A 23,960-nucleotide genomic window follows, 5' to 3' on the forward strand; every position below is an offset into this window, starting at 1 on the left:
AAGGTTAAAGACCATTCACCAACTGTTGATTCACTAAGCGTTTGTTTTGAGCATAGGGCCAAAAATACTGCACTTCTCGGCTAGCAGCTTTACGTTGAGCTTCTAGCCAAAATTCTTGGGTCATTAAGTCGCCATGTAATTCTTTCAAAATCTGCTTTAACGCTTTTTTACCCACAATAAAGTGTTCAAACTGTTCTGGAAATACGTCAGTCGGTCCTACTGATAGAGTGTCGATAGCATAAGGGTCATCTGATTTAGGCAAGGCTCGGAACTCCCTTTCGTGCATATAACAAATTTCATCATAATCATAAAAAATCACCCTGCCGTGACGGGTAATGCCAAAGTTTTTATGCAGCATATCACCGGCAAAAATATTGGCGGCGGCAATTTGTTTGATGCACAGGCCTAGCTCATTTAAGGCGTGGCGAATTTTTTGTGGATCTTGCTCTTGTTCAAGGTAGAGATTTAAGGGCGTCATCTTACGTTCGATGTACAAGTGTTTGATGATGACTTCATCGTCAGTTAGCTCGATGCTAGAGCCACATTCTTGTAATAACTCGTTGAGTAATTCTGTAGACATGCGGTTTTTGGGCAGGCGGAAATTCATGTATTCGTGGGTATCCGCCATACGACCCACTCGATCAGTCATTTTGACTAAACGATAACAATCCTTAACGCGCTCCCGGCTGACACTTTTACTTTCAGGAAAGTGGTCTTTAATGATTTTAAACACAATACCATAAGATGGTAAGTGGAACACCGACATCACCAAACCCCGCACACCAGGGGCAAAAGTGAAGTAATCACTAGAGTGATCGAGATGTTGTAAAAAATTGCGATAAAAGACGGTTTTACCGTGTTTATACAGACCAATAGAAATATACAGTTCAAAATACTTTTTATTGGGTAATAGCTCATGTAAAAACGCCACAACTTCTGCCGGATATTGGGTGTCGGCCATAAAATAAGCGCGGGCAAAACCAAAGATCACACTCAGATCACTGGGCTCCAACAAGATTGCATCAATTACTAATTGTTGTTGCTCATCCAGCATCAAGGCTATTACAAAGGGCAATGTCTGTTCTGGCATGCAAATCCGCCCCACTAGGTAAGCTGATTTGCTGCGATAAAACACCGGTTTGAGTAATTCTATGGTGTGAATACTGGCTAAGTGCGAAGGGGTTAAATGTTGCCTGATAATGCGATCAACCAGAGTTAAATCTTGATCCAGATGAGCGAAAGGAATGTTAAAACGATAGGTACTAAAGATATCATCTAGTAGTTTTCTCACTGTGCCAGTGGTGTCAAAACTGTGCACTACTTGTGTTCTATCTTGGCCTGAGAGATAACAACGACTGGGCAACACAAACATCATGCTGTCGTCAATCTTCTGATGTTTAAACAAACGACCAATCACCGAGTTGTAAAATGTTTCAGCCAGTTCATATTGGGGGTGATCGTCTAATAACCTGAGATATTCGGCTTTGAGTGAACACCAGAATTGATGGTTTTGTTGCATGGGGCTGACATGTTGATAGATGTCACTGACTGCCGCCGACAGGCTTTGTTCGTAGATGCTGATACGCTCTTTAACCGCTTGTTGTATAGCCTGCCACTGGGCTTGTTCAAAACGCTGTTGTGCGCCTCGGGTAATACGGCTGTACCAGCGAAAGCTTTTATCAAAACCGTTGAGTATTTGATAAGCAATCTGTTTAATGTTTTCACTAGATAAAGACGGCTGCATTTAATCTGTTGTCGCTGTGCTCATAAACTGGGTTGAGCCTAACATAGTTCTAAGCTTAGCGAAGGTGCAAGCTATTTGATGCAATGCTAAAAATCACAGACAGAGTGGATTGGGTTTGTGCTTTGTGGCGTATTTCCTCGACAATGTGATAGTTAATTATCTTGGTCTGATTTTTTAGCCTTTTTAGCGCAGTTAATGAGGCGGTAGAAGCTAAATGACGTAAGCTCAAACATCGCTCAGCAGCCTATTCGACGATCATCCATGGCCAGTATTTTTAAATCCTTGTTTTATGTATTGATGTTAAGCAGTGCTTGTCAGTCATTGTTGGCGCAAGCCCTAAAGGTTGATGGCCATAGTTTGCATTATGAGAGTTGGAATACTGAGAATGACATAGACAAACCTACCATAGTGTTATTGTCCGGCCCAATTGATACTTGGCATTCTGATTCAGCGTGGTGGGCGTGGTTAGGACCGCAATTAGCCAAAACCTATCGAGTGATTGCCTTGGACAGAGCGGGTTTGGTTGAGGCGACACCGCAGGCCAAGGTGGGTTATCAGCATTTTGCTCAGGATCTTGCTTTGGTTTTTGAGCATATGCAGGTTAAAGATGCCTTAGTCGTGGCCTTTGCCAGCAGTAACATCAGTGTACAGATGTACTTAGCTAAGCATCCTCAGCAGCAAGCGATTAAACAGGTGATCATGATTGATCCCGACGTGCTCTCGCCTTTTTCTATTAGCCGTTATAAAAACGATGCCTTACCCTTTAAGCAAAATTTAGTCACTTATCTTGATTATGTTCAAGCTGGAAATTATAGCTCTCGTACAGAGCAAAAAAACGCCACTGATTTAGCCCTATTACAGGCCTTAAGTGGTAGTGCGCCGGGCATAGATTGGCACTATGTTGAAAAACTGCAACGAGCTAGACTAAAGATAGCTAATCAACTTAATTTATTTAATGAAATAGCCATCTATGATGAGGATCTAGACGCGGCCGCCGCCACAACTTGGCCTACTACTATGCCACTTATAGTGATAGATACGGAGTTTGAAAGTGAATACATCGATGCTGAAGCAGATGAAGTTGCAAGGGCTGGACTCGTGGCTTGGCAGCAAGATGCAGTTGAATACTATCGTTATATTACTTCTTTGCATTCTGCTAGTCGTTATATTGCGAGCTCAAGTAGGGCGCATTTATATCAATTTGCCGAGATAAAACAATTAATTGAGTTGATCCAATTTACCCTTCCTACACCGCAACCTTAGCGAAAGGCGTCTGTTAGGATCTGCTGCGTAAACTCCTTGCGTAAATAAAACCCTCGAGGGCGAGTTTGAATTATTGTGCCGTTGGGGCCAATGGCATCGGTTAAGGCTCTACCATCGGCGGCTTTAGGACGAAGTTGTAAAAATTGGCCATGGCGGGCGGTGATATTTTCAATTTTACCCAGCGCAATCAATTCCATTAGCTCTTCCCAATCTTGGCGTAACTGCTGATCTTGCAAAACACTTGGGGACCATAAAAACGGCGTGGCAATAATGCGGTCTTTTGGGGCTATGTCACGCCTGCCATCGATGGGCACCCACAAGACTTGTTTGAGTTTGTTTTTAACGTTGCAGTTATGCCATTCAATGCCTGCAATGTGCGTTAAATGAGCATAACAAACATAGGTGGTTTCGAGGGGCTTGCCTCTCATATCAATAGGAATGGTTTTTAGTTCAATACCCAGATGGGCAAAATCTTGTTGGCTTTTAGAACCAGCGCTGGCACCTAAACAAAGTTCAAGCAGTTGCCCCGTCCAACCTTTTTCCCGTTTAAAGTTAGCTGGTACTTTAATCCCCGCTTTAGTGGCAAGCTCCCCTAGGGTTAAGCCGGCAATCTGCGCGGCTCGGGTCATTAATTCGTTGAGGTTTTGTGGCTCAGAGTTATGGCTCAGCATGATGTTTAACCTGCTTAATACAGCCGATAAACAAACAATACTGGGCTAGGTAATAAGTAACCATCACCAGCAGGTGTTCGTAAGGCAGGGTAAAAACAAATTTATTCAGGGCGATCAAACTATCTGACAGTACAAAAAATAATGCGCCTAGCGTTAACCAATACGTATTTTGTTTGGCAAATATGGCCAAACAAGCCATCAGTAAAATTATCGCCATGTAAACTAATACGGGGATCAGCAAGTTTGCTGTTTGTGGTATTACCTTAAATAAGACTAACGCTAACACAACCAGCAACAAGGCAATAAATTTCAGGGGCTTAGTCGACCAAAAAAACCAAGGTATAAAACACAGGCTGTAGCACAAATGAGCAAAAGCAAAGGCGGCTAATCCATATATAAAACTTTGTTCTAATTCGCTGGCTAACAACATATCGCCACAACTACTGGCAAAAAGCGCAAACACCAACCACAGCCGAAGCGTGCCACGAGTCAAAATTAAGCTGCTTGCTGCTAAAAATAAAATAGGCATGGCTTTATGTAGACCATGTAAAGCGTAAGCGAATAATTCACTGCTGAAAAGGTAACTCAGGGCGGCAAACCAATAAAAATAAGCAATGCCACGCTGATCTGTGTTTGTCATATCGTTTAAACCCAAGGCTGGTTGATAGAAATAATCATTCTGCGCCACTTTGACATGTTTTATTCCTTTGAAAGCCCAGTAGTTTATGGAAGAATGCCAGACAATTAAAGAATTGAGTTCTCGGGAGTCTAAGTGATTGATGCCGAAGGATTCCGCGCCAATGTTGGCATAGTAATTTGCAATGAACTAGGACAAGTATTTTGGGCAAGGCGCTATGGGCAACATTCCTGGCAGTTTCCGCAGGGCGGAATCGATGAAAATGAAACTGCTGAACAAACGATGTATCGCGAACTTCATGAAGAAGTGGGCTTAAAACCAGAAGATGTAAAAATTCTGGCCGTGACTAAAAATTGGTTGCGATACAAATTACCAAAACGACTAGTAAGACAAGGGAGTAACCCGGTCTGCATTGGGCAAAAACAAAAATGGTTTTTGCTGCAACTGACTTGTAAAGAAGAAGACGTAGATTTATTACATTCAAGTCATCCTGAATTTGATAACTGGCGCTGGGTGAGTTTTTGGTATCCGGTGCGTAATGTAGTGTCGTTTAAACGCGAGGTTTATCGTCGCGTCATGAAAGAATTTGCGCCAACTGCAATGCCCGAACTGGCTATTGTCAATCAGCCGCAAGCTTATAAATCACTGCGCCGGCGCAAGGCATAAAAAGCTATGTTGACCACCCTAAAACGTATTGTTCAGGAAGTGAATCAAGCGCCCAATTTGGACGAGGCTTTAAATTGCCTCGCCAATAGTTTGATAGAAGCCTTAAAGGTTGATTCTTGCAGTATTTATTTAGCTAACTATGAACAACAACATTTTTTGTTGGTGGCGACTCAAGGTTTAGCAAAAGAAGCTATCGGTCAGGTAACTATCGGATTTTCAGAAGGTTTAATTGGTTTTATCGGTCAACGTGAAGAACCTATCAACCTCAGTGATGCGCCCTCCCATCCCCGTTTTAAATATTATGCTGAAGTACAGGAAGATCTATTCCATGCTTTTTTGGGAGCACCGATCATCCATCAGCGCAAAGTATTGGGTGTCATTACCCTACAGCAGAAAAAAAAGCGCAAGTTTAGCGAAGATGAAGAAGCCTTTTTAGTTACCTTGGCAACACAATTGGCGGCACAAATTGCTAATGCCAAGGCCAGAGGCTCGGTGCATCTATTGGAACATAACGTTCCTAAAGATTGGCAAAAATCCCTTAAAGGTGTACCTGGTTCATCAGGTTTAGCTAAAGGCACGGGTTATGTCAGCAACATGCTGGTGAATATTCGTAACCATGTACCTAGCCGAAATGCAGATGCCACCCAGCAAGTTTTGCTCTATCGCAATGCTGTTAAACAAACTCGTGAAGATGTCGCGGTTTTATCTGAGCGCATACAAGGTGAAGTACCTGATGATGTCAGGGCGATTTTCCAGCTTTACCATCATTTACTCGACGCCAATAGTCTGGGGCGTGAAGTTGAGATAAAAATTAATGCCGGTTGGGATGCCCCCAGCTCACTTAAAATGGTGGTAGAGACCTACATCAGCCAATTTCAAACCATGTCTGACCCTTATATGCGCGAACGTGCAGTAGACGTTGAAGACATGGGCAATCGAGTGCTGGCTAATATACTAGGTGGCGAGGCAGCTAAAGCCCTTAAACGTATATATCCGGATAACGCTATTTTAATCGCCGAAGAAGTCACGGCAACCATGTTGGCGGAGTTTCCAAGTAGCAAATTGGTCGGCATCATTTCTATGCGTGGCTCGACTAACTCCCATGCTGCTATCATGGCCAGAGCCATGGGTGTGCCTGCGGTGATGGGTTTATCCAATGTGCCTTTTTCTCTGCTGAATGAAAAAGAAATTTTGCTCGATGGTTATACCGGTGATGTGATTGTGTCACCTAGCGCGACTATTCGTCATGAATTTGGTTTGTTGATCCAAGAAGAGCAAGCGCTTAGCGAACGTATAAAAACTCAAGATACATTGCCCGCTATCACAGTAGACAATTGTGTGATGAGTTTGTTGGTTAACGCCGGTTTATCACTCGAAGCAGAAAAAAATGATAATCCTTATTCTGACGGGGTTGGACTATTTCGTACTGAAATTCCGTTTATGATGCGTGAGCGTTTTCCCACCGAACAAGAACAAGTCAAATTATACCGTACCCTTTTGCAGGCTCAGCCCAACAAACCAGTGACCATGCGCACTTTGGATGTGGGGGGCGATAAACCCTTGCCGTATTTTCCGATCACTGAAGAAAATCCGTTTTTAGGCTGGCGTGGCATACGTTTAACCTTGGATCATCCCGAGATATTTTTGGTACAAATTCGTGCGATGTTACGGGCCAGTATTGGTTTGGATAATCTTAATATTATGTTGCCGATGATCACCTCGGTTAACGAAGTGAAAGAAGCCAAACGTCTGATCAACCAAGCCCTGTACGAAGTATCTGAAGAAGCGGCAGAAAAAGGTGAAGTGATAGTCGCGCCCAAAATTGGTGTGATGTTGGAAGTACCAGCCGTTATTTATCAGTTACCGCAATTAGCCAAACATGTGGATTTTTTCTCGGTTGGTAGCAATGACTTAACCCAGTATTTATTAGCCGTAGATCGTAATAATGCGCGGGTTGCTGATCTTTATGACAGCTATCATCCAGCGGTTTTGGCAGCGTTGTACAGCATAGTGCAACAAGCTAATGAACTGAAGGTTCCCATTACTGTATGTGGCGAATTGGCCGGTGAACCGGCTGGGACAGTGCTACTGTTAGCCATGGGCTATCGTAAATTGAGCATGAATAACCATAACTTGCTCAAAGTAAAATGGGTGGTGCGTAATGTCAGTTTGCAGCAATCTGAGTGGTTATTGCAGCGGGTATTGAAATTAGATAATCCTCGCGATGTGCGCCAAGAAGTGAATTTATATCTCGAAACCATCGGGCTTGGCGGCTTAGTCAGAGCTGGGATTTAGTCATTTTGAATTATGTTGTGGGATAGCTAAAAATTGGACGCGCTGATCAGTATCTATCTATGGTGTCTGCTAATGGGCTCTGTCGTGGGGTTATTAGCCGGGCTCTTGGGTATTGGCGGGGGCTTAGTGATGGTGCCTGCGCTGGTGTATTTGTTTATGCATCAACTAGATGTGAGCCTTAGTTACGCTATGCCAATGGCCATAGCGACGTCCTTATCTACCATTATTTTCACGAGTTTTTCCGCCTCTTTTACGCAATATAAGTTAGGCAACTTAAACCGGTTTGTTTTGATATACAGTGGCTTAGGTATTGCCATTGGCGCTATAATTGGTGCTCAGTTAGCTACGGTGATCCCTGGCGAGTGGCTCAAAAAATTGTTTGCGGTGTTGGTACTGCTCATCGTTTTATATATGTTATTTGGCAAACGTGTAGAGTCAAAAAATCAAGTAAACAAAGTCAATTTAAGTTCGGTGGGTTTAGGTACAGGCATCTTGTCGGCCTTGATGGGCATAGGTGGAGGCGCTATTTTAGTGCCTGCATTAGTTTGGTATAAAGTTAATATACGCCAAGCGATTGGTTGTGCTTCGTTTTGTGGCTTGGTTATCGCATTGTTTGGTTCGTTAAGCTTTATTCAGGCGGGCTGGGGGCACAATGAACTACCACAATGGTCCTTTGGTTACGTCTATTTACCTGCGACGGCGGGTATTGTCACCTTGTCTATGTTGACAGCCAACTATGGGGTTAAGTTGGGCCAAAAGCTTGATACTCATATATTAAAAAAAATCTTTGCAGGATTTTTGATCTTGGTCAGCCTGCGTATGTTGTTAGGATAAACAAAATCTGATGAATGATAGTTATTTTATATTTCCCCAAATTGATCCAGTGATTTTTAGCATAGGGCCAGTCAGCTTACGCTGGTATGGCCTGATGTATTTGATTGGTTTTGTTGCCGCATTTTGGCTGGCAGGTAAACGCTTAAACCGCACTAATTGGACTAAAGATCAGCTTAGCGACATGTTGTTTTGGGGTTTTCTTGGAGTGATCCTTGGTGGCCGCATCGGCTATGTTTTCTTTTATCAGTTTACGACTTTTCTCGATGACCCTTTATACCTGTTTAAAATTTGGACCGGCGGCATGTCCTTTCACGGTGGTTTACTTGGGGTTATTACCGCCATGTGGTGGTTTGCCCGTAAAACCAATAGTGGGTTTTTAACCGTGACAGATTTTGTCGCACCATTAGTGCCTATTGGTTTAGGCGCTGGACGGGTAGGCAATTTTATGAACGCCGAATTATGGGGACGTACTACAGATGTACCTTGGGCGGTGATATTCCCCAATGCTGGTGGGCTACCGCGGCACCCTTCACAGCTTTATGAATTTGCCTTGGAAGGTGTAGTGTTATTTATGATCTTGTGGCTATTTTCTCGCAAACCGCGGCCTACAGGGGCTGTCGGTGGCATGTTTTTACTTGGTTATGGTAGTTTCCGTTTTATTATCGAATATTTCCGAGAGCCTGATGAGCATATCGGTTTGTACCTAGACTTTATTTCACGTGGGCAGATATTGTCGTTACCCATGGTCTTAGGTGGTTTATTATTAATATTGTGGGCTTATAAAACACAGCCACTTAGTGTCGCCAAAGACACTGGTGTAAAAAATAAAGTTAAAGCAAAAGCCTAGTTGTTAACCAAGCAGAGATTTTAAGAAATGCAGCAATATTTACAGTTGATGCGCCATGTGATGGATACTGGCATTAAAAAAGAAGACCGCACCGGCACGGGTACTCTCAGTGTTTTTGGTTACCAAATGCGTTTTGATTTGAGTCAGGGTTTTCCCTTAGTGACCACTAAAAAATGCCATCTTCGCTCGATTATTCACGAGCTACTGTGGTTTCTCAAAGGCGAAACCAATATTCGTTATTTGAGTGAAAATAACGTAAAAATATGGGATGAGTGGGCCACCGAGGATGGAGAATTAGGTCCGGTTTACGGTCAGCAATGGCGTAGTTGGACAGGTGCTGACGGCCAAGTGGTTGATCAAATCAGTGAATTGATGGAGCAGATCAAAAATAATCCTGACTCAAGACGGTTAATTGTCAGCGCTTGGAACCCTAGTGTATTGCCTGATACGCGTTTTTCGCCTAGAGAAAACGCTCAACAGGGCAGACAGGCTTTACCACCTTGCCATACTATGTTTCAGTTTTATGTATTAAACGGCAAGTTGTCGTGTCAGCTTTATCAGCGTAGTGGTGATATTTTTCTTGGTGTACCCTTTAATATTGCAAGTTATGCATTACTGACTATGATGATTGCACAGGTCTGTAATTTGCAAGTGGGTGATTTCATTCATACTTTTGGCGATGCGCACTTGTATTCTAATCATTTAGAACAAGCGCAATTACAATTGAGTAGAGAACCTTTTCCTTTGCCTACTATGGTAATAAATCCTGAGATTAACAATATTTTTGATTTTAAAATTGATGATTTTGAACTACAAAACTATCAGGCTCATGGGCATATCAAAGCGCCGGTGGCAATTTAACTTATGTAAGAAGGTAAACCTAGCCGTATGACAACACCCGTACTCATTTGTGATGATTCTGGTTTTGCCCGGCGCCAGATGGAACGCTCAATTCCTGATGGCTGGGATGTTGAAATAAGTCATGCAGAAAATGGCTTGCAAGCTCTCGAGTTAATCCGTGCTGGTAAAGCGGATGTGATGTTTCTTGATTTAAATATGCCGGTAATGGATGGTTATCAAACCATGCAGGCAATCCGCGATGAAGACTTACCCACCATGGTGATTGTTGTTTCGGGCGATGTACAGCCTGAAGCCAGAGCCAGAATGATCGGCATGGGCGCCATCGATTTTATTCGCAAGCCCATTGATAATGACAAACTTATCGAAATCCTCAACCAATTTGGCCTATATGCGGGTGACGCAAGTGCCAGCAACAGAGTTGAGGCAATACCACATTTTGAAATGGAATCCCGTGACGAAAGCCTCGATGCTTATCGTGAAATGGCTAACGTGGCGATGGGGCAAGCCGGTGAAAGCTTAGCAAAAATGTTGGGTGAGTTTATTAATTTACCCATTCCCAATGTTAACTTAATTACCAATAACGAATTACACATGGCGATTACCGACATTCATGGTAATGAGCGTGTTTCGGCGGTATCAAAAGGTTTTATTGGCTCGGGCATTAATGGCGAAGCTCTTGTCATCTTCAATGAATCAAATTTTGCCAATATGGTAAAACTCTTAAAGTACGATGAGGCAAACAACCCAGAGAGCCTAGAACTGGAAGCTTTGATGGATATTTCGAATATTCTAATTGGTGCCTGTTTAAATGCTTTATCAGAGCAACTGCATGTTACTTTTAGTCATAACCATCCCATCATCTTAGGCAGGCATTGTGATTTGGATGACATCTTAAAAAGTAATATTAAAAAACAAGATAAGATTTTGGCGATAGAAATTGCATATTCAATTAAAGCTCAAAATATAAACTTTGATTTGTTGTTACTGTTTCCAAATCAATCCATTGATTTGATTTTACATAAATTGGTTAAATTATAATCTTAAGGCTCTATTATGGCAGTTGATTCGACCCTTGCCGAAATGCACTGGAAACATGACTTACTTGGATCCATCGAAATAGGAATTGTTGTACTTAACAAAAACTATGAAGTGCAGGTATGGAACCAATTTATGGAAAACCATAGCAACATAGTGCCTGGATTTATCAAAGATAAAAGTATCTTTGAATTTTTTCCCGAGATTGATAAAAATTGGTTAATACGTAAAGCCGAACCGGCATTTTCTCTCCGTTGCCCAGTATTTGTCATCTGGGAACAACGACCTTATTTGTTTAAATTTGGTACCAATAGACCCATCACCTCTCATGGTGAGCATATGTATCAAAATATCACCATCTTTCCGCTGGCATCATTAAGTGGCCAAGTAGAACAAATCTGTATTGTGGTCTACGACGTCACTGATGAAGCATTAAACCGCTTGGGGATCCAGACCTTAAACAAAGAGTTGGAAAAAGTGAGTCGAGTAGATGGTTTAACCGGTTTGTTTAATCGTCGTTATTGGGAAGAGCAGTTTGAACTGGAATTTAAACGCGAGAAACGTAACGATAAACCCGCCAGTGTAGTCATGATAGATATCGACCACTTTAAAAAGGTCAATGATAACTACGGTCATCCTGCCGGTGATGATGTCATCCGAGCCTTGGCGAAATTGATCCAAAAAGCCTCCCGTGAAACTGATGTTTGTGGGCGTTATGGTGGTGAAGAGTTTGCTATTTTATTACCCGATACACCCGTCGCCAATGTAGAGTTTTTAACCGAACGGATCCGTCGCTTAGTTGAAAAATACACAGTGGTGCATGAAGAGCATGAAATAAAGTTTACCATCAGTGTGGGCATCGCTGGTTTTGAGCAAAAATTCAAAGATCATGTGCAATGGCTGGAAGCTGCCGATCAGGCTTTATATAGAGCAAAATTATCAGGTCGTAATAAGGTCGTGGTCGCGGGTGAATAAGCTGTATTAGTGTAGTACTTATGCCTAATATTTCATTGCTTATCCCCCTCGAACATGATCCAATAGGCTGATGATTTCACTAATGTTTTAGCCGTGAACCACACATTTAAATCAACTCTGCTGTGTTACAAAGACAAACGTCTGCTCTTCATCTTTTTATTTGGGATTGCTAGTGGTTTTCCTTGGGTCATGATTGGCTCAGCCTTAGCTGCGTGGTTGCAGGAGTCAGGTTTGAGTCGCTCTTCTATCGGTTTATTTGGCTCAATGTTTATTGCTTATTCGATAAACTTTTTATGGTCCCCTTTACTGGATAGAATAAAACCGCCTTTTTTAGGGCAACGCCGCGGATGGATCTTATGCACCCAAATACTTATTGTATTGGCTTGTATTGGTTTGGCGGTGGTGCCGGTTAAAGAGCAGTTATTGTTGGCAGGTTTGGTTGGTTTTTCTATTGCTTTGTTTTCTGCTACTCAAGATATTTCCATAGATGCGTATCGCATTGATGTTATTAAACCACATGAAAAAGACAAGTTGTCAGCGGCCTCCGCAATGGCTACTGCGGGGTGGTGGACAGGTTTTGGTGGTTTAGGAGCTATTCCGTTTTTTATTGCTGATCTTCCTAATTGGTTGTGGTCTGAAATCTATTTTGTGCTGGCTGGCATTATGGCTTTATTGTCTCTTGTGGTGCTTGCCGCAGAGGAGCCTGTTACAGATCGTGAATACCGTCAACAAGTTGCAGCTAAAGCCTACGCACAGTGGCAAGCAGCCAATGGTGGCTTAGTCAGTGTTAGGCAGAAAGTAGTCAATTGGTTATTGGTGACTTTGGTGGAACCCTTTCGCGATTTTTTTCAGCGTAATACTTTCAAATTTGCCTTGTCTATTTTGTTGTTTATCTTTTTGTTTAAGATTGGTGAGGCCTTTTTAGGCAGAATGAGTATCGTTTTTTATAAAGAACTGGGTTTCACCAATAGTGATATTGGCAGTTATTCAAAACTGATGACTTGGTGGATAACCATAGTATTTTCCGTACTAGGCGGCATGGTCAATATTCGTTATGGGATTTATCGAGGTTTAATGGTGAGTGGTATTGCCATGGCAGCGAGCAATTTAATGTTTGCCTTGATGGCGCAAGTGGGGCCGGATAAAGCCTTATATGCAGCCACCATATTTGTCGATGGATTTACCGCAGCCTGGAGTTCAGTGGCTTTGGTGGCCTTTATTTCACTGCTGTGTAATCAGGCTTTTTCGGCTTCACAATACGCGTTAATGGCTTCGCTGGGAGTATTAGGCAGAACCTTTATGGCCTCAAGCAGTGGTTTTTTGGTGGATTGGATGGACGGTAATTGGAGTGGGTTTTTCATCTTGACTGCAGCCATGGTTATTCCGAGTTTGCTATTCTTATGGTCAATCCGCGGGCATATCGCGCGCTTAGAACGAGGTGAATCACCAGGGAGCTAAATGTTGCTTTGGATTAGGGACGTATACCCACACAATCAATAGGGAAGGGGTATTGGCCAGCACCTTGTAAAAAATCAACACAGGTTGCTAACTCACCTCGCAGATAACTATCGTGTAACAGACTATGCTGGGGCCAAAAATGGATTTGATGCATTAAATGCCAAAATACTTTTTCGTTTTTACCGTAGGGAAGTTGTTTGCCGTGTTCAATCTGTGCCCACTCTTCCATGGTATCCCAAAAAAACAAATCGAGTTCTGAGTAGTTTATTTGCTGGGCAAGATAAGCTTGCACATAAAATGCGAGTTGCTTAGCTTTTTTATCAACAAATTTTTCGACAGTAGGCACGATTCTTGGAGTTCTACATCAGAATTGAAACTGCCCTAATTATAGTTCCAATTTTTTTATTTTTCTGCAAAACTATTGGTAGAATAAAATATATTTATCCTATCCGGTTTATGTAATTTATTATATTGCGGATTACCAACCCATATGACTGAGCCAGCCATAAATTTCTTTACTCACATAAGTGGCAGGTTGTTGAACTAAACCTACACCAACAATTTCCCTCTGCCGATACTGCAGTTTTAAAGCTCGAATAGCAGCCACTTTACGTGCCTTAATGCTCGCTTGGCTCCAGCTATTATCCCACTTACTGTAAATATCGAGCACCGGCATTGGCGTGTTTGCCAGAAAACTCGCAAGTTGATTGTTAAATTTGCGGTCTGGCCAATAGGGGCTGATAACCACAAAGGCATCGGGGCTTGCGAGTTTTTGTTCGGCATAAAGTTGCGCAAGAGTAGCGGCGCTGGTGCCTTGCGCTATCACTAATACAAAACCCGGATATTCTTGGGCTTTTTCCAGTGCAGCTTGCATGTTAAGGCTTACACGCTCTAGATGTTCATCAAAAACTTGCTGGTTTAATTGACTGACAGAAGCCTTGATTGAAAGGAGGGGAGGGGGATTGGCATTATCTGGCTCAATGACGATTTCTTCAGGCAGAAATAAATCACTGGAAGGGCTGGGTATTAACATGGTGACCCAACCTAAATCTATCAGTTGTTTAACCAAAGGCGCTAAACCTTGTTGGCTGTTGATGGACATACCATTGTCGGTTACCAGTAAAGCTGTGCCTCTAGAAATTGCCGTGGTATTTTCATTGATTATTACCAGCATTTCCTGCCCCGCCACATCGAGAATGCTGTATTCATCACTAAACAGTGCACGGCGTAAATCTAAGTCGTGCAACAATTGTTTATCCACAGCCGCGGCCACAGTGATACTGTGTAAAAACACTACAATGCAGAGCAATAGTCGGAAGTTCACGTTAACCTATAATGGTAGTTATCGCTTCTGTATCGGAAAAATATTCGTAGACTTGAGGGGTGTTTAAAACGGTACCTTACTACGAAACTGTTGAATTTGCCCCGTCGTTGGGTGACTAAATCCTAAGGTAGTGGCGTGCAGATGCAGGCGTTTACCCAAAGCTAAGGCTTGCGGATGAGCATAAAGACGATCGCCAATGATAGGGTGACCCATACTGAGCATGTGTACTCTAAGTTGGTGGGAGCGACCAGTCACAGGAGAAAGCTCAACTCGGCAGCTGTGTTCACCTCGTTCTATAAGTTGCCAACGGGTCAGGGCTTTTTTACCGAGCTGCATATCTACCATTTGTTTGGGACGGTTTGGCCAGTCGCAAATGAGTGGTAAATCAATCTCCCCCGAGTTGCTTGCGGGGGAGCCGAAAATAAGTGCTTGATAAGTCTTTTGAGTCTGACGTAATTCAAACTGGCGAGACAGATGGCGGTGAGCGGCTTTGTTCATCGCCATTACCATAATACCTGAGGTGGCCATATCTAAGCGGTGAACCACAGTAGCTGTCGGAAATACTCGCTGTACTCTGGTTTGCAGTGAGTCGGCGTGTTCTTTTGCTTTGCCCGGTACACTTAATAAACCACTTGGCTTATCTAATACCACTATATCGTTGTCTTGATAAAGGATACTCAGATAAGGCTCAAGGGGGGGCGCGTAGTTTAACAGCGCCATTAAGGATTATTGACTACCAAACGTACTGCTTCTAAATGCAGTTTAGCATTGCTTATCAACTCATCTAAGCTGCCGATTTGTTTGGCCAAGTGCTCTATTTCTTCTGGTCTAATGGCTGGGTTGACCTGCTGTAAACTTTGTAATCTGGCCAGCTCATCACCTAACAGTGTATGCATCTGCTTTTGCCGTTGTTGTTTGATAACAATGCCGCGCTGTTCGGCTTGTTGCTGGGCATTTTCTAAGACCCCCACAATCTGATTGCGCAGGGCATTGATCAGTTGATTACCCATCTTGCCTGATACGGGCTCAATTCTGAAAAACTGCTTGTTGTCTTCCTGTAATTTGGCATTTAAACAAATTTTGACTGGAGTTGGGGGTAAAAAGCGTGTCAGTTGTAAACTCTTTTCAGCTTTCGCTGAGAGTACAAATAAACATTCTAGCCAATAAGCACCTGGCGGCAGGCTCTTGTCCTGACACAAACCTATCGAACTTTTACCTACGACTTCGGTGGTCATCATGTCCATTGCGTGAGTGATCATCGGGTGATCCCAACTCAAAAAGTGAGCCTGTTCGACCCGAGTTGCTGTAGTGCGCTCGTAGGTTACCGTCATGCCTTCTTCATCAAGGCCGGGTAATGGGCTGAGCATGGTTTCCGTCGGGCGTAGCAAATAGCAGCTTTCGTCTTTTTCTTCTTGCAAGACACCAATAGCATCAAACAATTTAGTCATAAAAAGTTCAAGAGTAGGAGACTCTTCTGCCTCAAGGATATGAGTTAAGAATCCTTCTACACGGCCGTGGCCGGAAGAATTCAGTTCCAATAATTTATCCCTGCCTTGCTCAAGTTTAGCCTTAAGCTCTTTATGCAACTGTGCAGTTTGATTGATCAGCTGTTGATAAAGTGTTTCATCCTCTGGGCTTTGCAGGCATTCGTGTAGCAGTTCTTGCGTTTCTTCAAACACTATCATGCCGGTAGGGCAGGTTTGCTCAAAGGCATTAAGCCCCCGATGATACCAATCAAGCAGTATCTGCTGTGCGCTTAAATCAAAATAAGGTACATGAATACTGACATCGTGTTTTTGCCCAATACGATCTAAGCGGCCAATACGCTGTTCGAGTAAATCAGGCACGCGGGGTAAATCAAACAAAACTAAATGATGGGCAAACTGGAAGTTACGCCCTTCGCTGCCTATTTCGCTACAAATGAGTACCTGCGCACCTTCTTCGGTTTGCGAAAAATATACCGCCGCTTTGTCGCGATCCACTATGCTCATGCCTTCGTGGAAGACGGTAGAACGGATCCCCGCTTTTACACGCAAGGCTTCTGATAGTTGCATGGCGGTAGCGGCGCTGGCACAAATAGTCAGGACCTTTTCACCTTTTAGCGATTTCAGTTTATCGATAAACCAATCAACTCTAGGATCAAAGTTAACCCAAGTATTCACCACATCTGGATGGCGCTCTGGGGTTAAATGTAATTGTAAATTTTCTGGCTCTAAGTCGAGTAAAACTTTGTATTCGAGCGGTTGTTTTAAAGCCTGACTGATAAGTTGGCGCTCAGGAAACCCACTGACGCCGGCACGACTGTTTCTGAACAACATGCGCCCAGTGCCATGTCTGTCTAACAAGGTATGTAAAAGTTTAGTTTTTTGTTCGCTAGTGGCCTGATTAATACCGCTGAGCATCTGTGCGTCGGCAAACTGTGCAATCGCACTTAGGTTTTCTTCGCTCAGTGTCTTGCCACTTAATAAGGGAGTGATGGCTTTAGCTAACTGGCTATATTGTTGTTCTTCTTGCACAAAACGCTGATAGTCGTGAAAACGTGCAGGATCGAGTAAACGTAAACGTGCAAAATGGCTTTCGTGGCCTAATTGGTCAGGAGTGGCGGTTAATAATAATACCCCTTTAGTGACTTCGGCTAAACCTTCGATCACCTGATACTCTTGTGATGGTTGACCTTGTGACCATTTAAGATGGTGGGCTTCGTCAACCACCATTAAATCCCATTGAGCCTCTATAGCTTGTTGATAATAACGGCTGTTATGCGTTAAAAAATCTAAACTACAGATCACTAACTGTTCAGCTTCAAAGGGGTTGCTGGCGTCTTCGGCCATGGCTTCGCAGCGTTCTTCATCAAATACTGAAAAGGCCAAGTTGACACGACGTAACATTTCTACCAACCACTGATGCACCAAACTCGAAGGCACCACAATCAAAACTCGTTGCGCTCTGGCTGTTAGAATTTGTTGGTGAATAATTAAGGCCGCTTCGATGGTTTTACCTAGGCCTACTTCATCGGCTAGTAATACCCGAGGTGCATGACGGCGACCCACTTCAGAGGCGATGTGCAACTGATGAGGAATAAGATCAACTCGCGCGCCCACAAAACCTAATAAGTCCGATACGCTGTGGTTAAATTGATGGTTGAGGCATTGCTCACGTAAATCAAACCATTTGGGATGATCAAACTGGCCGTTAAACAGTCGTTGCTCGGGTTGATTGAGCTGAAAGTGGTGATCGATAAAAGTTTCTTTGAGTACCACAGAAGTTTTTTTATCTAAACGTGTACCTTGATAACTGAGTTGACCGTTTTGTTCAGTGACCTGTTCGACTAATAATTCCCAACCTTCGTGGCTTTTTACGGTGTCGCCCGCTTCAAATTGAATACGAGTGAGAGGCGCTGATTGCGCGGCATACACGCGGGTTTCGCCAGTGGCCGGAAACAACACGGTGACAGTACGCATATCCAGTAAAATGATGGTACCTAAGCCCAAATCGGTTTCGGTATCACTCAACCAACGTTGTCCCAATGCAAAAAGTTGTTGTTTCGCCATAGTGCTAATGGTTTCCCTTAAAAAATACGCTGATATAAACCTTAGAATAGCCTGCTAAAGGTAAATTGCTGTGTTCAATCTGAAGTTTGTGACTCAGTGAGTTACTTGATTGGGGTCCTGCGCTGTGCGTCAGGGCGGTCATTGTAACAAAATTAAATTAGCTTACCTGCGCCTAAGTCAAAATTTCTCGAAAATAAATTCAGCGGCATCGTTTAAAAGTAGATGAATATGCGTAAAAAGTGGTTTATTGTTGATTTGAACTGGTCTGTGTTTGTGTGTTTGGTAAAGTACAGGGGTAGGCAGTAAATCCGATCTGAGTGCGTAACAAAAACTACACAAGCGGCAGATACTTTAGTCCCACTGATGCGGAGAGACGGATGCCAAAAAAAGCAGCACTAGATACCAAAATTTATGTGTTAGATACCAATATACTCCTACATGAACCTCTCGCCTTTTTATCCTTTAAAGAAAATGACGTTGTAGTACCTATGACGGTACTCGAAGAGCTTGATTACATTAAAGACAGTAAAAAAGATGTCGCTCGTGATGCACGTATATCTATTCGCGCCATGGAAGATTTACTGCACGATGCTACGCCGGAGCAAATGGTCGAAGGTGTCACAATGAGGGGCTTAGGTGCTGGTGATACCGCACCAACGGGCAATCTTTCTATTTTTGTTGATCATGGTTTACCTGTTGATAAACACGTTTTTACCAGCAATGAAAATGATAACCGCATTATAAATAGCGCCTTGCATCTGCAAACACAATTCGCACCACGCCAAGTGGTACTGGTGACTAAAGATATCAATATGCGCCTTAAAGCCAAAGGTGCAGGATTGGCTTTGGTTGAAGACTATCGCACCGATCAAATGGTCAGTGATATTAAATTTTTATCTAAGGGTTACCATAAATTTAGTGGTGAATTTTGGAGCCAAGTTAAGTCGGTAGATAGCCGTACAGAAGGGCGCGACACCATACATACGATTGAGCGTAAAGTGCTGCCTGATGCGTATATTAACGAATATCTCATCGACGAAGATGGCAAGTTTGCTGGCATAGTGGAGTCGATCAGTGAAAACCATCTAGAAGTATTAGATTTGGGTTTTGAGCGTTTAATGGGACGTCGTGCGTGGGGCATTACCCCAAAAAATATCGCCCAGGCCATGAGTTTGCATTCTTTGCTTGATCCTCACATTGATCTAGTGATTTTAACCGGCCCAGCAGGCAGTGGTAAAACCTTGCTGGCCCTGGCCGCAGCACTAGAAATGGTGGTTGAGAAAAACATGTACGATAAAATTATCGTCACCCGCAGTACCCCTGAAATTGCTGAGTCCATCGGCTTTTTACCTGGTACCGAAGAAGAGAAAATGGCACCTTGGTTAGCCGCCATCACCGATAGTTTAGAGGTGCTGCATAAACACGATGAAAACGTTAAAGGCTCCATGAGTTACATTATGGAAAAAGCCAATATTCAGTTTAAATCCGTTAACTTTATGCGTGGGCGCAGCATTCAAAATGCCATCGTTATTTTGGATGAATCACAAAACCTAACGGCTTCACAACTTAAAACCATCATTACTCGTTGTGGTGAAGGTACTAAGTTAATTTGCAGTGGTAACTTAGCGCAAATTGATAGTAATTACTTGAGCGCGGTAACCTCGGGTTTAACTTATCTGGTAGAGAAGTTTAAAAACTTTTCTGGCAGTGCCACGATTAACTTAGATGGTGTAGTACGCAGTCGTTTGGCGGAGTTTGCTGAAGAGCAGCTTTAAACTAGCTGAGTAAAAATATCTCAAGGTGCCTTGATACGGTGTGTCATAGGCACTTTTTTAACGAATATGCTCATAGCTGTATAAACCACTAGTAATATCACTTCTACTTTTATCACCAATGGTTCCAATGGGCATCACTGCAGGGCCGGTTGGCTCCATTAATAAGTAGTCAATTCCTTCAAATGTATAGGTAGGTTCATCGCTGCGATGAGGCATACTGATACCCAGTAAAGCGTGTTCTGGTAAATAGATCATCACCATAGGGACATCTGGTAGTAAGGAGCGGATCAAGCTCGCCATTAATACAGATTTACTATCACAATCTCCCTGATTATTGGTTATTACGCCTAGTGGTGGTAAATAACCTGCACCATTAGATGTAGTGCGGTCTTCTAGTTCATTGTAAGGAATACTCTGTACCCAGCTGAGCAATAAATTTACGTAAATACGCGATTCAGTATTCAGTGGCAAAGTGTCATATATAGCTTGAGCCACAGGTAATAGGGGGACTTTATTTTCGTTGATGTAACGCAGGTGATCTGGTTTTATCGCTTCTTTACCGAGATAAGATATAAAACGGCTGTAATAATTATCACTAAGATAGTTGTCAAAAGCGTCATCTTGACTTTCATTCATGGCGTTTCGCCATTTTGTTAACATCTGGTCTGAACGACTGCTTACTTCGATTTCAATGTTATTTTGCGTACGCCGACGAATATTGATACGTGCTTCCCGAGGATCAATTTGTCGTGCGGCTTTGAGTAATTCGATATAAACATATTGTTGGGCTAAATTGTTCACAAAACGCTTGTGGCTGTATTGCCCTTGTTGTTTGATTGGCATGGTAAATTCAAGGTTTTGAGTTTGCTTAAAACTGTCCTGCCACTGATAACTATAATGCAAACCTGTTGTTTGTTTACGTTTGCTATACGCGAGTTGCTCGGCATGGGCAAAACTCGTTAATACCATCAACACCACTAGACCCGCCAAACTTAACGCATTTTTTGTTTTGATGATGGTGATAGGTAGTATTAGCGTAGTAAGTTTTAACATTAGGCTGGTTTTTTATCCTCGCTTATTAGCTGACTTTGGTTCGCAGCCAAAGGTGTTTGCCCTTTGAGCTCAACATCATCTTCGCTGATCACAACATTAGTATTATTCAGGCTATCGGTAATTTTACCCATTTCATTGAGCTTGCGATTGGGATTTACAAAAATTGGGCGGGCTAATAAGAGGTTATTAGGATAGATAACATGTTCATTATTGCTGGTAGTTAACTTGGTATTCATCAAGCCCAGCTCCGCGATATAACCTTCTATATAGTTATCGCCGTCGATAATACGCAGATAGTTTCCGCGTCGGAATGAGGTGTGGAACAACATAATAAAAAATGAAGTTACATTGCTTAAAATCGACCAACTGGCAAACAGTGCCACCCCTAATAAGGTAATGATGGAGGTCGAAAATATCAGTAGGCCGCTAAAATCAATGCCCCAAAATAATAAGATAACCGCAATAGTAAGGGTAGCAGTAACCAACCTGACCATATGATAAGCCTTGGTGACTTGTTCGCTTCGAAAACCACCATCGTCAGTATATTTAGTTAAGCGAGGCAGGGTAATCCGCGTGATAAGCACATAACCGATTAAGGCTAGGCAGGTGCCGAGCAAGTTGGTTTTATGAGAGGAAACCCATGCCAGTACTTCTATTAAAATTGATTCAAATTGCATAAACGTAGAGCTGTCAAAAAGGGATAGTTAAAGTCTAATGCATTAAGGGCATGAGTGTAAGTTGTATCGTTTCAGGCTAATTAAGCGTGTGTCTATTCGCAGTCTGTCATCGCCAGTATATTAAATTCATCATGAATGCCGCTAGTAATCGTGATTTCTATGGGGCTACAACAAACCTGACAATCGACAATCTGCTGTTGGTTTAAATCGTTATCTGCATCAACTTCGATATCATTTATTTCCATGCAGTAAGGGCAGCTAAATTCAGTATTGGTGGTCAAACTCATATTTAATCCTTTTAAAAACTGAGTAGGTCAAGAAGCACTTCGATGATGCTTCTTTTACCATAGACCAGAAACTGAGGATTATTAGTTCAGACTCGCAATATATTTTTTAAATTCAATATCTGCCAGTTTTCTATCTTCGGCTATCTGCTGCACTAAGGGCATGTCTTTTAAAATGCTTAATAATTCTTTGCCACCTGGAGCTAATGCTAATAGATCGATTTCAAAGGCCTTTTTAGCCACTATGACCGCCATCTCAGCACAATATAAAAAGAAAATATCAGCTGCGCTAAATTCATTGCCGGCTAAGTAAGGTTCAAATTTGGCTACACGAACTAAGGCCTCCATGCCTTTAAATAAGGTACGTTTCACTTCTTTTTTAGTTTCTAAGCTGACATGTTGACCAAAAAACACTTCTGGATAACAGCGTCGTGCGGGTAATTCTAAATAGAGTTCGCAAATCTTAGCCAGTTCTTTCACTTTGGCAGCGGCAAAGGGATCGGCGGGGTAAATTGCAGGTGAGGGATGAGTGCTGTCAATATATTCAAGAATCACACTACTTTCACACAGGCAACCCTGTTCAGTTTGTAACATAGGTACTTTGCCCATAGGGCTGAGTGCTAAAAATTCTGCACTCTGATTGGGATAAACTACTACTTTTTTATATTCAATATTTTTATAAGCAAGAGCGAGCTTAATCATATTGTAATAATTGCTCACATCAAATCCGTAAAGCGTCATCATGTTATTCCCCTGCAAAGGCTAAGTGGTTAAAATCTAGTATAAACATTCAGCATGGGTAAGCTCTAGTCTGCAAGCAACATCTTTTTATTAATAGATCTGCATAAGTCGTAATTTGCGGGTAGTCAATAATGTCTGTGTTAGGTAAGCTTGAGGCATCGCCTGCGTATTTTATTTGAGACATTTTTATCAAAAAAAAATTAAATCTTAAACAAGTCGCTGAGCAGTTGAGAGTATCAACCGCCACAGTGTCAAATGCCTTTAATCGTCCAGATCAGCTATCTGCAAAATTACGTGACAGAATACTGAAAGAATCGGCTGAGTTGGGTTATTTTGGCGCCAGTTTAGCGGCTCGTTCTTTGCGCCGTGGTGAGTCTGGGGTAATCGGTGTAATGTTAGCTGATTCACTCAGTTATAGCTTTTCTGATCCTGTGGCGAATCAACTTATGCAAGGTATTGCAGAGGTATTAGTTGAGCAGAAGAAACAATTGTTGTTGTTATCTAATGGCGTAAGCTCAGCCGAGCAAAGTGGTGCCGAAACCTTGCCTGATGGCTTTATTTTGTATGGCGCATTACAAGGTAATGCCTTTGAACATATATTACGCACCGGTAAACCGGTTGTTGCCGTTGATTTTGAGTTTTCTGAGACGGCTTCTGTCAATATCGACAATGAGCAGGGCGCTTATGCCATTGCTAGCCACGCCCTAAGTAAAGATGATAGTAGTCAAGTGGCGATATTGGGCTTGCGTTTGATTGATTCTGCCAGAGTGTGTCGCTTAGTTTCTGAAGATTTAGTCAGCCAAAGTAAGGAGATTTCACGCTCACGTTTGGCTGGCTATTTACGCGCAGCTAAGGATAAAGGCACAAACATTTCAGCAGATAAAATTTGGCATATTCCCATCAACTCGCCTGAAAGAGCAGAAATTGCTGCGCGCGAAGCGCTGACGTCCAACCCTTTACCCAATGTATTACTGTGCATGAGTGATGTAATCGCCTTAGCTGCGTTGCGGGTAGCTCACGAATTGAATATTGCTGTTCCTGAGCAGTTACAAGTCACAGGATTCGATGATATACCTGAGGCGTCGCGTAGTACTCCCGCCCTAACCACTGTGTGTCAGCAAAGTCTTGAAAAGGGCCGCATAGCCGCAAGAATGCTGCTGGAAGGCAATATGAACGAAAAGCGTATTTTAGAAACTCGTTTAGTGGTGAGGCAGAGTTGTAAATAAGCTTTACTCTACAAAACCTTTTTGTGCTGTTTTGCAGAGTAAC

General features: G+C 42.7%; 22 protein-coding genes. 11 read left to right on the forward strand and 11 right to left on the reverse strand.

Translation table 11 applies throughout. The annotated features are described in order from the left end of the window. Nucleotides 1-4: 4 nt before the first annotated feature. Complete coding sequence (aceK, locus tag AX660_RS15385) at nucleotides 5-1,744, reverse strand: bifunctional isocitrate dehydrogenase kinase/phosphatase (protein ID WP_068378498.1); 1,740 nt, start codon at nucleotides 1,742-1,744, stop codon at nucleotides 5-7. A 261-nt stretch (nucleotides 1,745-2,005) separates the two neighbouring features. Here aceK and AX660_RS15390 point away from each other — a divergent pair, with 261 nt between their 5' ends. Next, the gene (locus AX660_RS15390; RefSeq protein ID WP_068378500.1) at nucleotides 2,006-3,007 is read left to right on the forward strand and encodes an alpha/beta fold hydrolase; all 1,002 of its coding nucleotides are present in this window, start codon (nucleotides 2,006-2,008) and stop codon (nucleotides 3,005-3,007) included. Here the strand turns inward: AX660_RS15390 and mutH are convergent. Both mutH and AX660_RS15400 read right to left on the reverse strand, forming a co-directional pair. Beyond that, entirely contained in the window at nucleotides 3,004-3,678 is a 675-nt protein-coding gene (gene mutH / locus AX660_RS15395; RefSeq protein WP_068378502.1) for a DNA mismatch repair endonuclease MutH, read from the reverse strand. The genes AX660_RS15390 and mutH overlap by 4 nt on opposite strands. Further along, nucleotides 3,665-4,366: a lysoplasmalogenase gene (locus AX660_RS15400; protein ID WP_082768939.1), complete on the reverse strand. Its 702-nt coding sequence runs from the start codon at nucleotides 4,364-4,366 to the stop codon at nucleotides 3,665-3,667. The genes mutH and AX660_RS15400 overlap by 14 nt, the downstream gene beginning before the upstream one ends. An 84-nt stretch (nucleotides 4,367-4,450) precedes the next feature. On the opposite strand from AX660_RS15400, the gene rppH reads away from it, so the two are divergent. The 8 genes from rppH (at nucleotide 4,451) to AX660_RS15440 (ending at nucleotide 13,286) form a co-directional block, all read left to right on the forward strand. Then, the gene (gene rppH / locus AX660_RS15405; protein WP_068378503.1) at nucleotides 4,451-4,981 is read left to right on the forward strand and encodes an RNA pyrophosphohydrolase; all 531 of its coding nucleotides are present in this window, start codon (nucleotides 4,451-4,453) and stop codon (nucleotides 4,979-4,981) included. 6 nt (nucleotides 4,982-4,987) lie between these two features. Continuing rightward, complete coding sequence (gene ptsP, locus AX660_RS15410) at nucleotides 4,988-7,276, forward strand: phosphoenolpyruvate--protein phosphotransferase (RefSeq protein WP_068378504.1); 2,289 nt, start codon at nucleotides 4,988-4,990, stop codon at nucleotides 7,274-7,276. Between the two features lie 33 nt (nucleotides 7,277-7,309). After that, nucleotides 7,310-8,110 carry a sulfite exporter TauE/SafE family protein gene (locus AX660_RS15415; protein ID WP_068378505.1) on the forward strand — a complete coding sequence of 267 codons (801 nt, stop codon included), beginning with the start codon at nucleotides 7,310-7,312 and terminating at the stop codon, nucleotides 8,108-8,110. A 10-nt stretch (nucleotides 8,111-8,120) separates the two neighbouring features. Further along, nucleotides 8,121-8,957: a prolipoprotein diacylglyceryl transferase gene (lgt, locus tag AX660_RS15420; protein WP_068378506.1), complete on the forward strand. Its 837-nt coding sequence runs from the start codon at nucleotides 8,121-8,123 to the stop codon at nucleotides 8,955-8,957. A 27-nt stretch (nucleotides 8,958-8,984) separates the two neighbouring features. Continuing rightward, nucleotides 8,985-9,818, forward strand: coding sequence for a thymidylate synthase (locus AX660_RS15425; protein ID WP_068378508.1), 834 nt, complete (start codon nucleotides 8,985-8,987; stop codon nucleotides 9,816-9,818). A 27-nt stretch (nucleotides 9,819-9,845) separates the two neighbouring features. Then, nucleotides 9,846-10,856 (forward strand): response regulator, encoded by a 1,011-nt coding sequence (locus AX660_RS15430; RefSeq protein WP_068378510.1) that lies wholly within the window; start codon nucleotides 9,846-9,848, stop codon nucleotides 10,854-10,856. Between the two features lie 15 nt (nucleotides 10,857-10,871). Beyond that, nucleotides 10,872-11,828: a GGDEF domain-containing protein gene (locus tag AX660_RS15435; RefSeq protein WP_068378512.1), complete on the forward strand. Its 957-nt coding sequence runs from the start codon at nucleotides 10,872-10,874 to the stop codon at nucleotides 11,826-11,828. Nucleotides 11,829-11,921: 93 nt separating this feature from the next. Further along, nucleotides 11,922-13,286, forward strand: coding sequence for an AmpG family muropeptide MFS transporter (locus AX660_RS15440; RefSeq protein ID WP_068378514.1), 1,365 nt, complete (start codon nucleotides 11,922-11,924; stop codon nucleotides 13,284-13,286). 13 nt (nucleotides 13,287-13,299) lie between these two features. Here AX660_RS15440 and AX660_RS15445 read toward each other — a convergent pair whose 3' ends face one another. The 4 genes from AX660_RS15445 to rapA form a co-directional block, all read right to left on the reverse strand. Further along, nucleotides 13,300-13,632, reverse strand: coding sequence for a hypothetical protein (locus AX660_RS15445; protein WP_068378516.1), 333 nt, complete (start codon nucleotides 13,630-13,632; stop codon nucleotides 13,300-13,302). A gap of 132 nt (nucleotides 13,633-13,764) precedes the next feature. Beyond that, nucleotides 13,765-14,610 (reverse strand): DUF3530 family protein, encoded by an 846-nt coding sequence (locus tag AX660_RS15450; protein ID WP_068378518.1) that lies wholly within the window; start codon nucleotides 14,608-14,610, stop codon nucleotides 13,765-13,767. Nucleotides 14,611-14,673: 63 nt separating this feature from the next. Then, nucleotides 14,674-15,330 (reverse strand): bifunctional tRNA pseudouridine(32) synthase/23S rRNA pseudouridine(746) synthase RluA, encoded by a 657-nt coding sequence (gene rluA / locus AX660_RS15455; protein ID WP_068378519.1) that lies wholly within the window; start codon nucleotides 15,328-15,330, stop codon nucleotides 14,674-14,676. Further along, on the reverse strand, nucleotides 15,330-18,161 hold the full coding sequence (gene rapA / locus AX660_RS15460) for an RNA polymerase-associated protein RapA (protein WP_068378520.1): 2,832 nt from the start codon (nucleotides 18,159-18,161) through the stop codon (nucleotides 15,330-15,332). Before rapA ends, rluA begins: the two co-directional genes overlap by 1 nt. 377 nt (nucleotides 18,162-18,538) lie before the next feature. On the opposite strand from rapA, the gene AX660_RS15465 reads away from it, so the two are divergent. Then, nucleotides 18,539-19,936, forward strand: coding sequence for a PhoH family protein (locus AX660_RS15465; RefSeq protein WP_068378521.1), 1,398 nt, complete (start codon nucleotides 18,539-18,541; stop codon nucleotides 19,934-19,936). Nucleotides 19,937-19,993: 57 nt separating this feature from the next. Here the strand turns inward: AX660_RS15465 and AX660_RS15470 are convergent, their stop codons facing one another. The 4 genes from AX660_RS15470 to AX660_RS15485 all read right to left on the reverse strand — a co-directional run bounded on the left by AX660_RS15470 (nucleotide 19,994) and on the right by AX660_RS15485 (nucleotide 22,694). Further along, complete coding sequence (locus AX660_RS15470) at nucleotides 19,994-20,989, reverse strand: hypothetical protein (protein WP_235594755.1); 996 nt, start codon at nucleotides 20,987-20,989, stop codon at nucleotides 19,994-19,996. Next, the gene (locus AX660_RS15475) at nucleotides 20,989-21,666 is read right to left on the reverse strand and encodes a mechanosensitive ion channel domain-containing protein (RefSeq protein ID WP_068378523.1); all 678 of its coding nucleotides are present in this window, start codon (nucleotides 21,664-21,666) and stop codon (nucleotides 20,989-20,991) included. Before AX660_RS15475 ends, AX660_RS15470 begins: the two co-directional genes overlap by 1 nt. Nucleotides 21,667-21,758: 92 nt before the next feature. Next, nucleotides 21,759-21,953 carry a CPXCG motif-containing cysteine-rich protein gene (locus AX660_RS15480; protein ID WP_068378525.1) on the reverse strand — a complete coding sequence of 65 codons (195 nt, stop codon included), beginning with the start codon at nucleotides 21,951-21,953 and terminating at the stop codon, nucleotides 21,759-21,761. Between the two features lie 81 nt (nucleotides 21,954-22,034). After that, nucleotides 22,035-22,694: a glutathione S-transferase family protein gene (locus tag AX660_RS15485; protein WP_068378526.1), complete on the reverse strand. Its 660-nt coding sequence runs from the start codon at nucleotides 22,692-22,694 to the stop codon at nucleotides 22,035-22,037. A gap of 185 nt (nucleotides 22,695-22,879) precedes the next feature. Here AX660_RS15485 and AX660_RS15490 point away from each other — a divergent pair, with 185 nt between their 5' ends. Then, nucleotides 22,880-23,917, forward strand: coding sequence for a LacI family DNA-binding transcriptional regulator (locus tag AX660_RS15490; protein WP_068378528.1), 1,038 nt, complete (start codon nucleotides 22,880-22,882; stop codon nucleotides 23,915-23,917). Nucleotides 23,918-23,960 lie beyond the last annotated feature (43 nt).

Origin of the sequence: Paraglaciecola hydrolytica (assembly GCF_001565895.1) — a bacterium.
Classification (GTDB): Bacteria; Pseudomonadota; Gammaproteobacteria; order Enterobacterales; family Alteromonadaceae; genus Paraglaciecola; species Paraglaciecola hydrolytica.

What these genes read in the sequence shown, in the direction of transcription:
- AX660_RS15430 (WP_068378510.1), top strand. Translation starts at nt 9,846, where the DNA reads ATGACAACACCCGTACTCATTTGTGATGATTCTGGTTTTGCCCGGCGC.
- lgt (WP_068378506.1), top strand. Translation starts at nt 8,121, where the DNA reads ATGAATGATAGTTATTTTATATTTCCCCAAATTGATCCAGTGATTTTT.
- aceK (WP_068378498.1), bottom strand. Translation starts at nt 1,744, where the DNA reads ATGCAGCCGTCTTTATCTAGTGAAAACATTAAACAGATTGCTTATCAA.
- rluA (WP_068378519.1), bottom strand. Translation starts at nt 15,330, where the DNA reads ATGGCGCTGTTAAACTACGCGCCCCCCCTTGAGCCTTATCTGAGTATC.
- AX660_RS15475 (WP_068378523.1), bottom strand. Translation starts at nt 21,666, where the DNA reads ATGCAATTTGAATCAATTTTAATAGAAGTACTGGCATGGGTTTCCTCT.
- ptsP (WP_068378504.1), top strand. Translation starts at nt 4,988, where the DNA reads ATGTTGACCACCCTAAAACGTATTGTTCAGGAAGTGAATCAAGCGCCC.
- rapA (WP_068378520.1), bottom strand. Translation starts at nt 18,161, where the DNA reads ATGGCGAAACAACAACTTTTTGCATTGGGACAACGTTGGTTGAGTGAT.
- AX660_RS15485 (WP_068378526.1), bottom strand. Translation starts at nt 22,694, where the DNA reads ATGATGACGCTTTACGGATTTGATGTGAGCAATTATTACAATATGATT.
- AX660_RS15435 (WP_068378512.1), top strand. Translation starts at nt 10,872, where the DNA reads ATGGCAGTTGATTCGACCCTTGCCGAAATGCACTGGAAACATGACTTA.
- AX660_RS15480 (WP_068378525.1), bottom strand. Translation starts at nt 21,953, where the DNA reads ATGAGTTTGACCACCAATACTGAATTTAGCTGCCCTTACTGCATGGAA.
- AX660_RS15470 (WP_235594755.1), bottom strand. Translation starts at nt 20,989, where the DNA reads ATGTTAAAACTTACTACGCTAATACTACCTATCACCATCATCAAAACA.
- AX660_RS15425 (WP_068378508.1), top strand. Translation starts at nt 8,985, where the DNA reads ATGCAGCAATATTTACAGTTGATGCGCCATGTGATGGATACTGGCATT.
- mutH (WP_068378502.1), bottom strand. Translation starts at nt 3,678, where the DNA reads ATGCTGAGCCATAACTCTGAGCCACAAAACCTCAACGAATTAATGACC.
- AX660_RS15390 (WP_068378500.1), top strand. Translation starts at nt 2,006, where the DNA reads ATGGCCAGTATTTTTAAATCCTTGTTTTATGTATTGATGTTAAGCAGT.
- AX660_RS15465 (WP_068378521.1), top strand. Translation starts at nt 18,539, where the DNA reads ATGCCAAAAAAAGCAGCACTAGATACCAAAATTTATGTGTTAGATACC.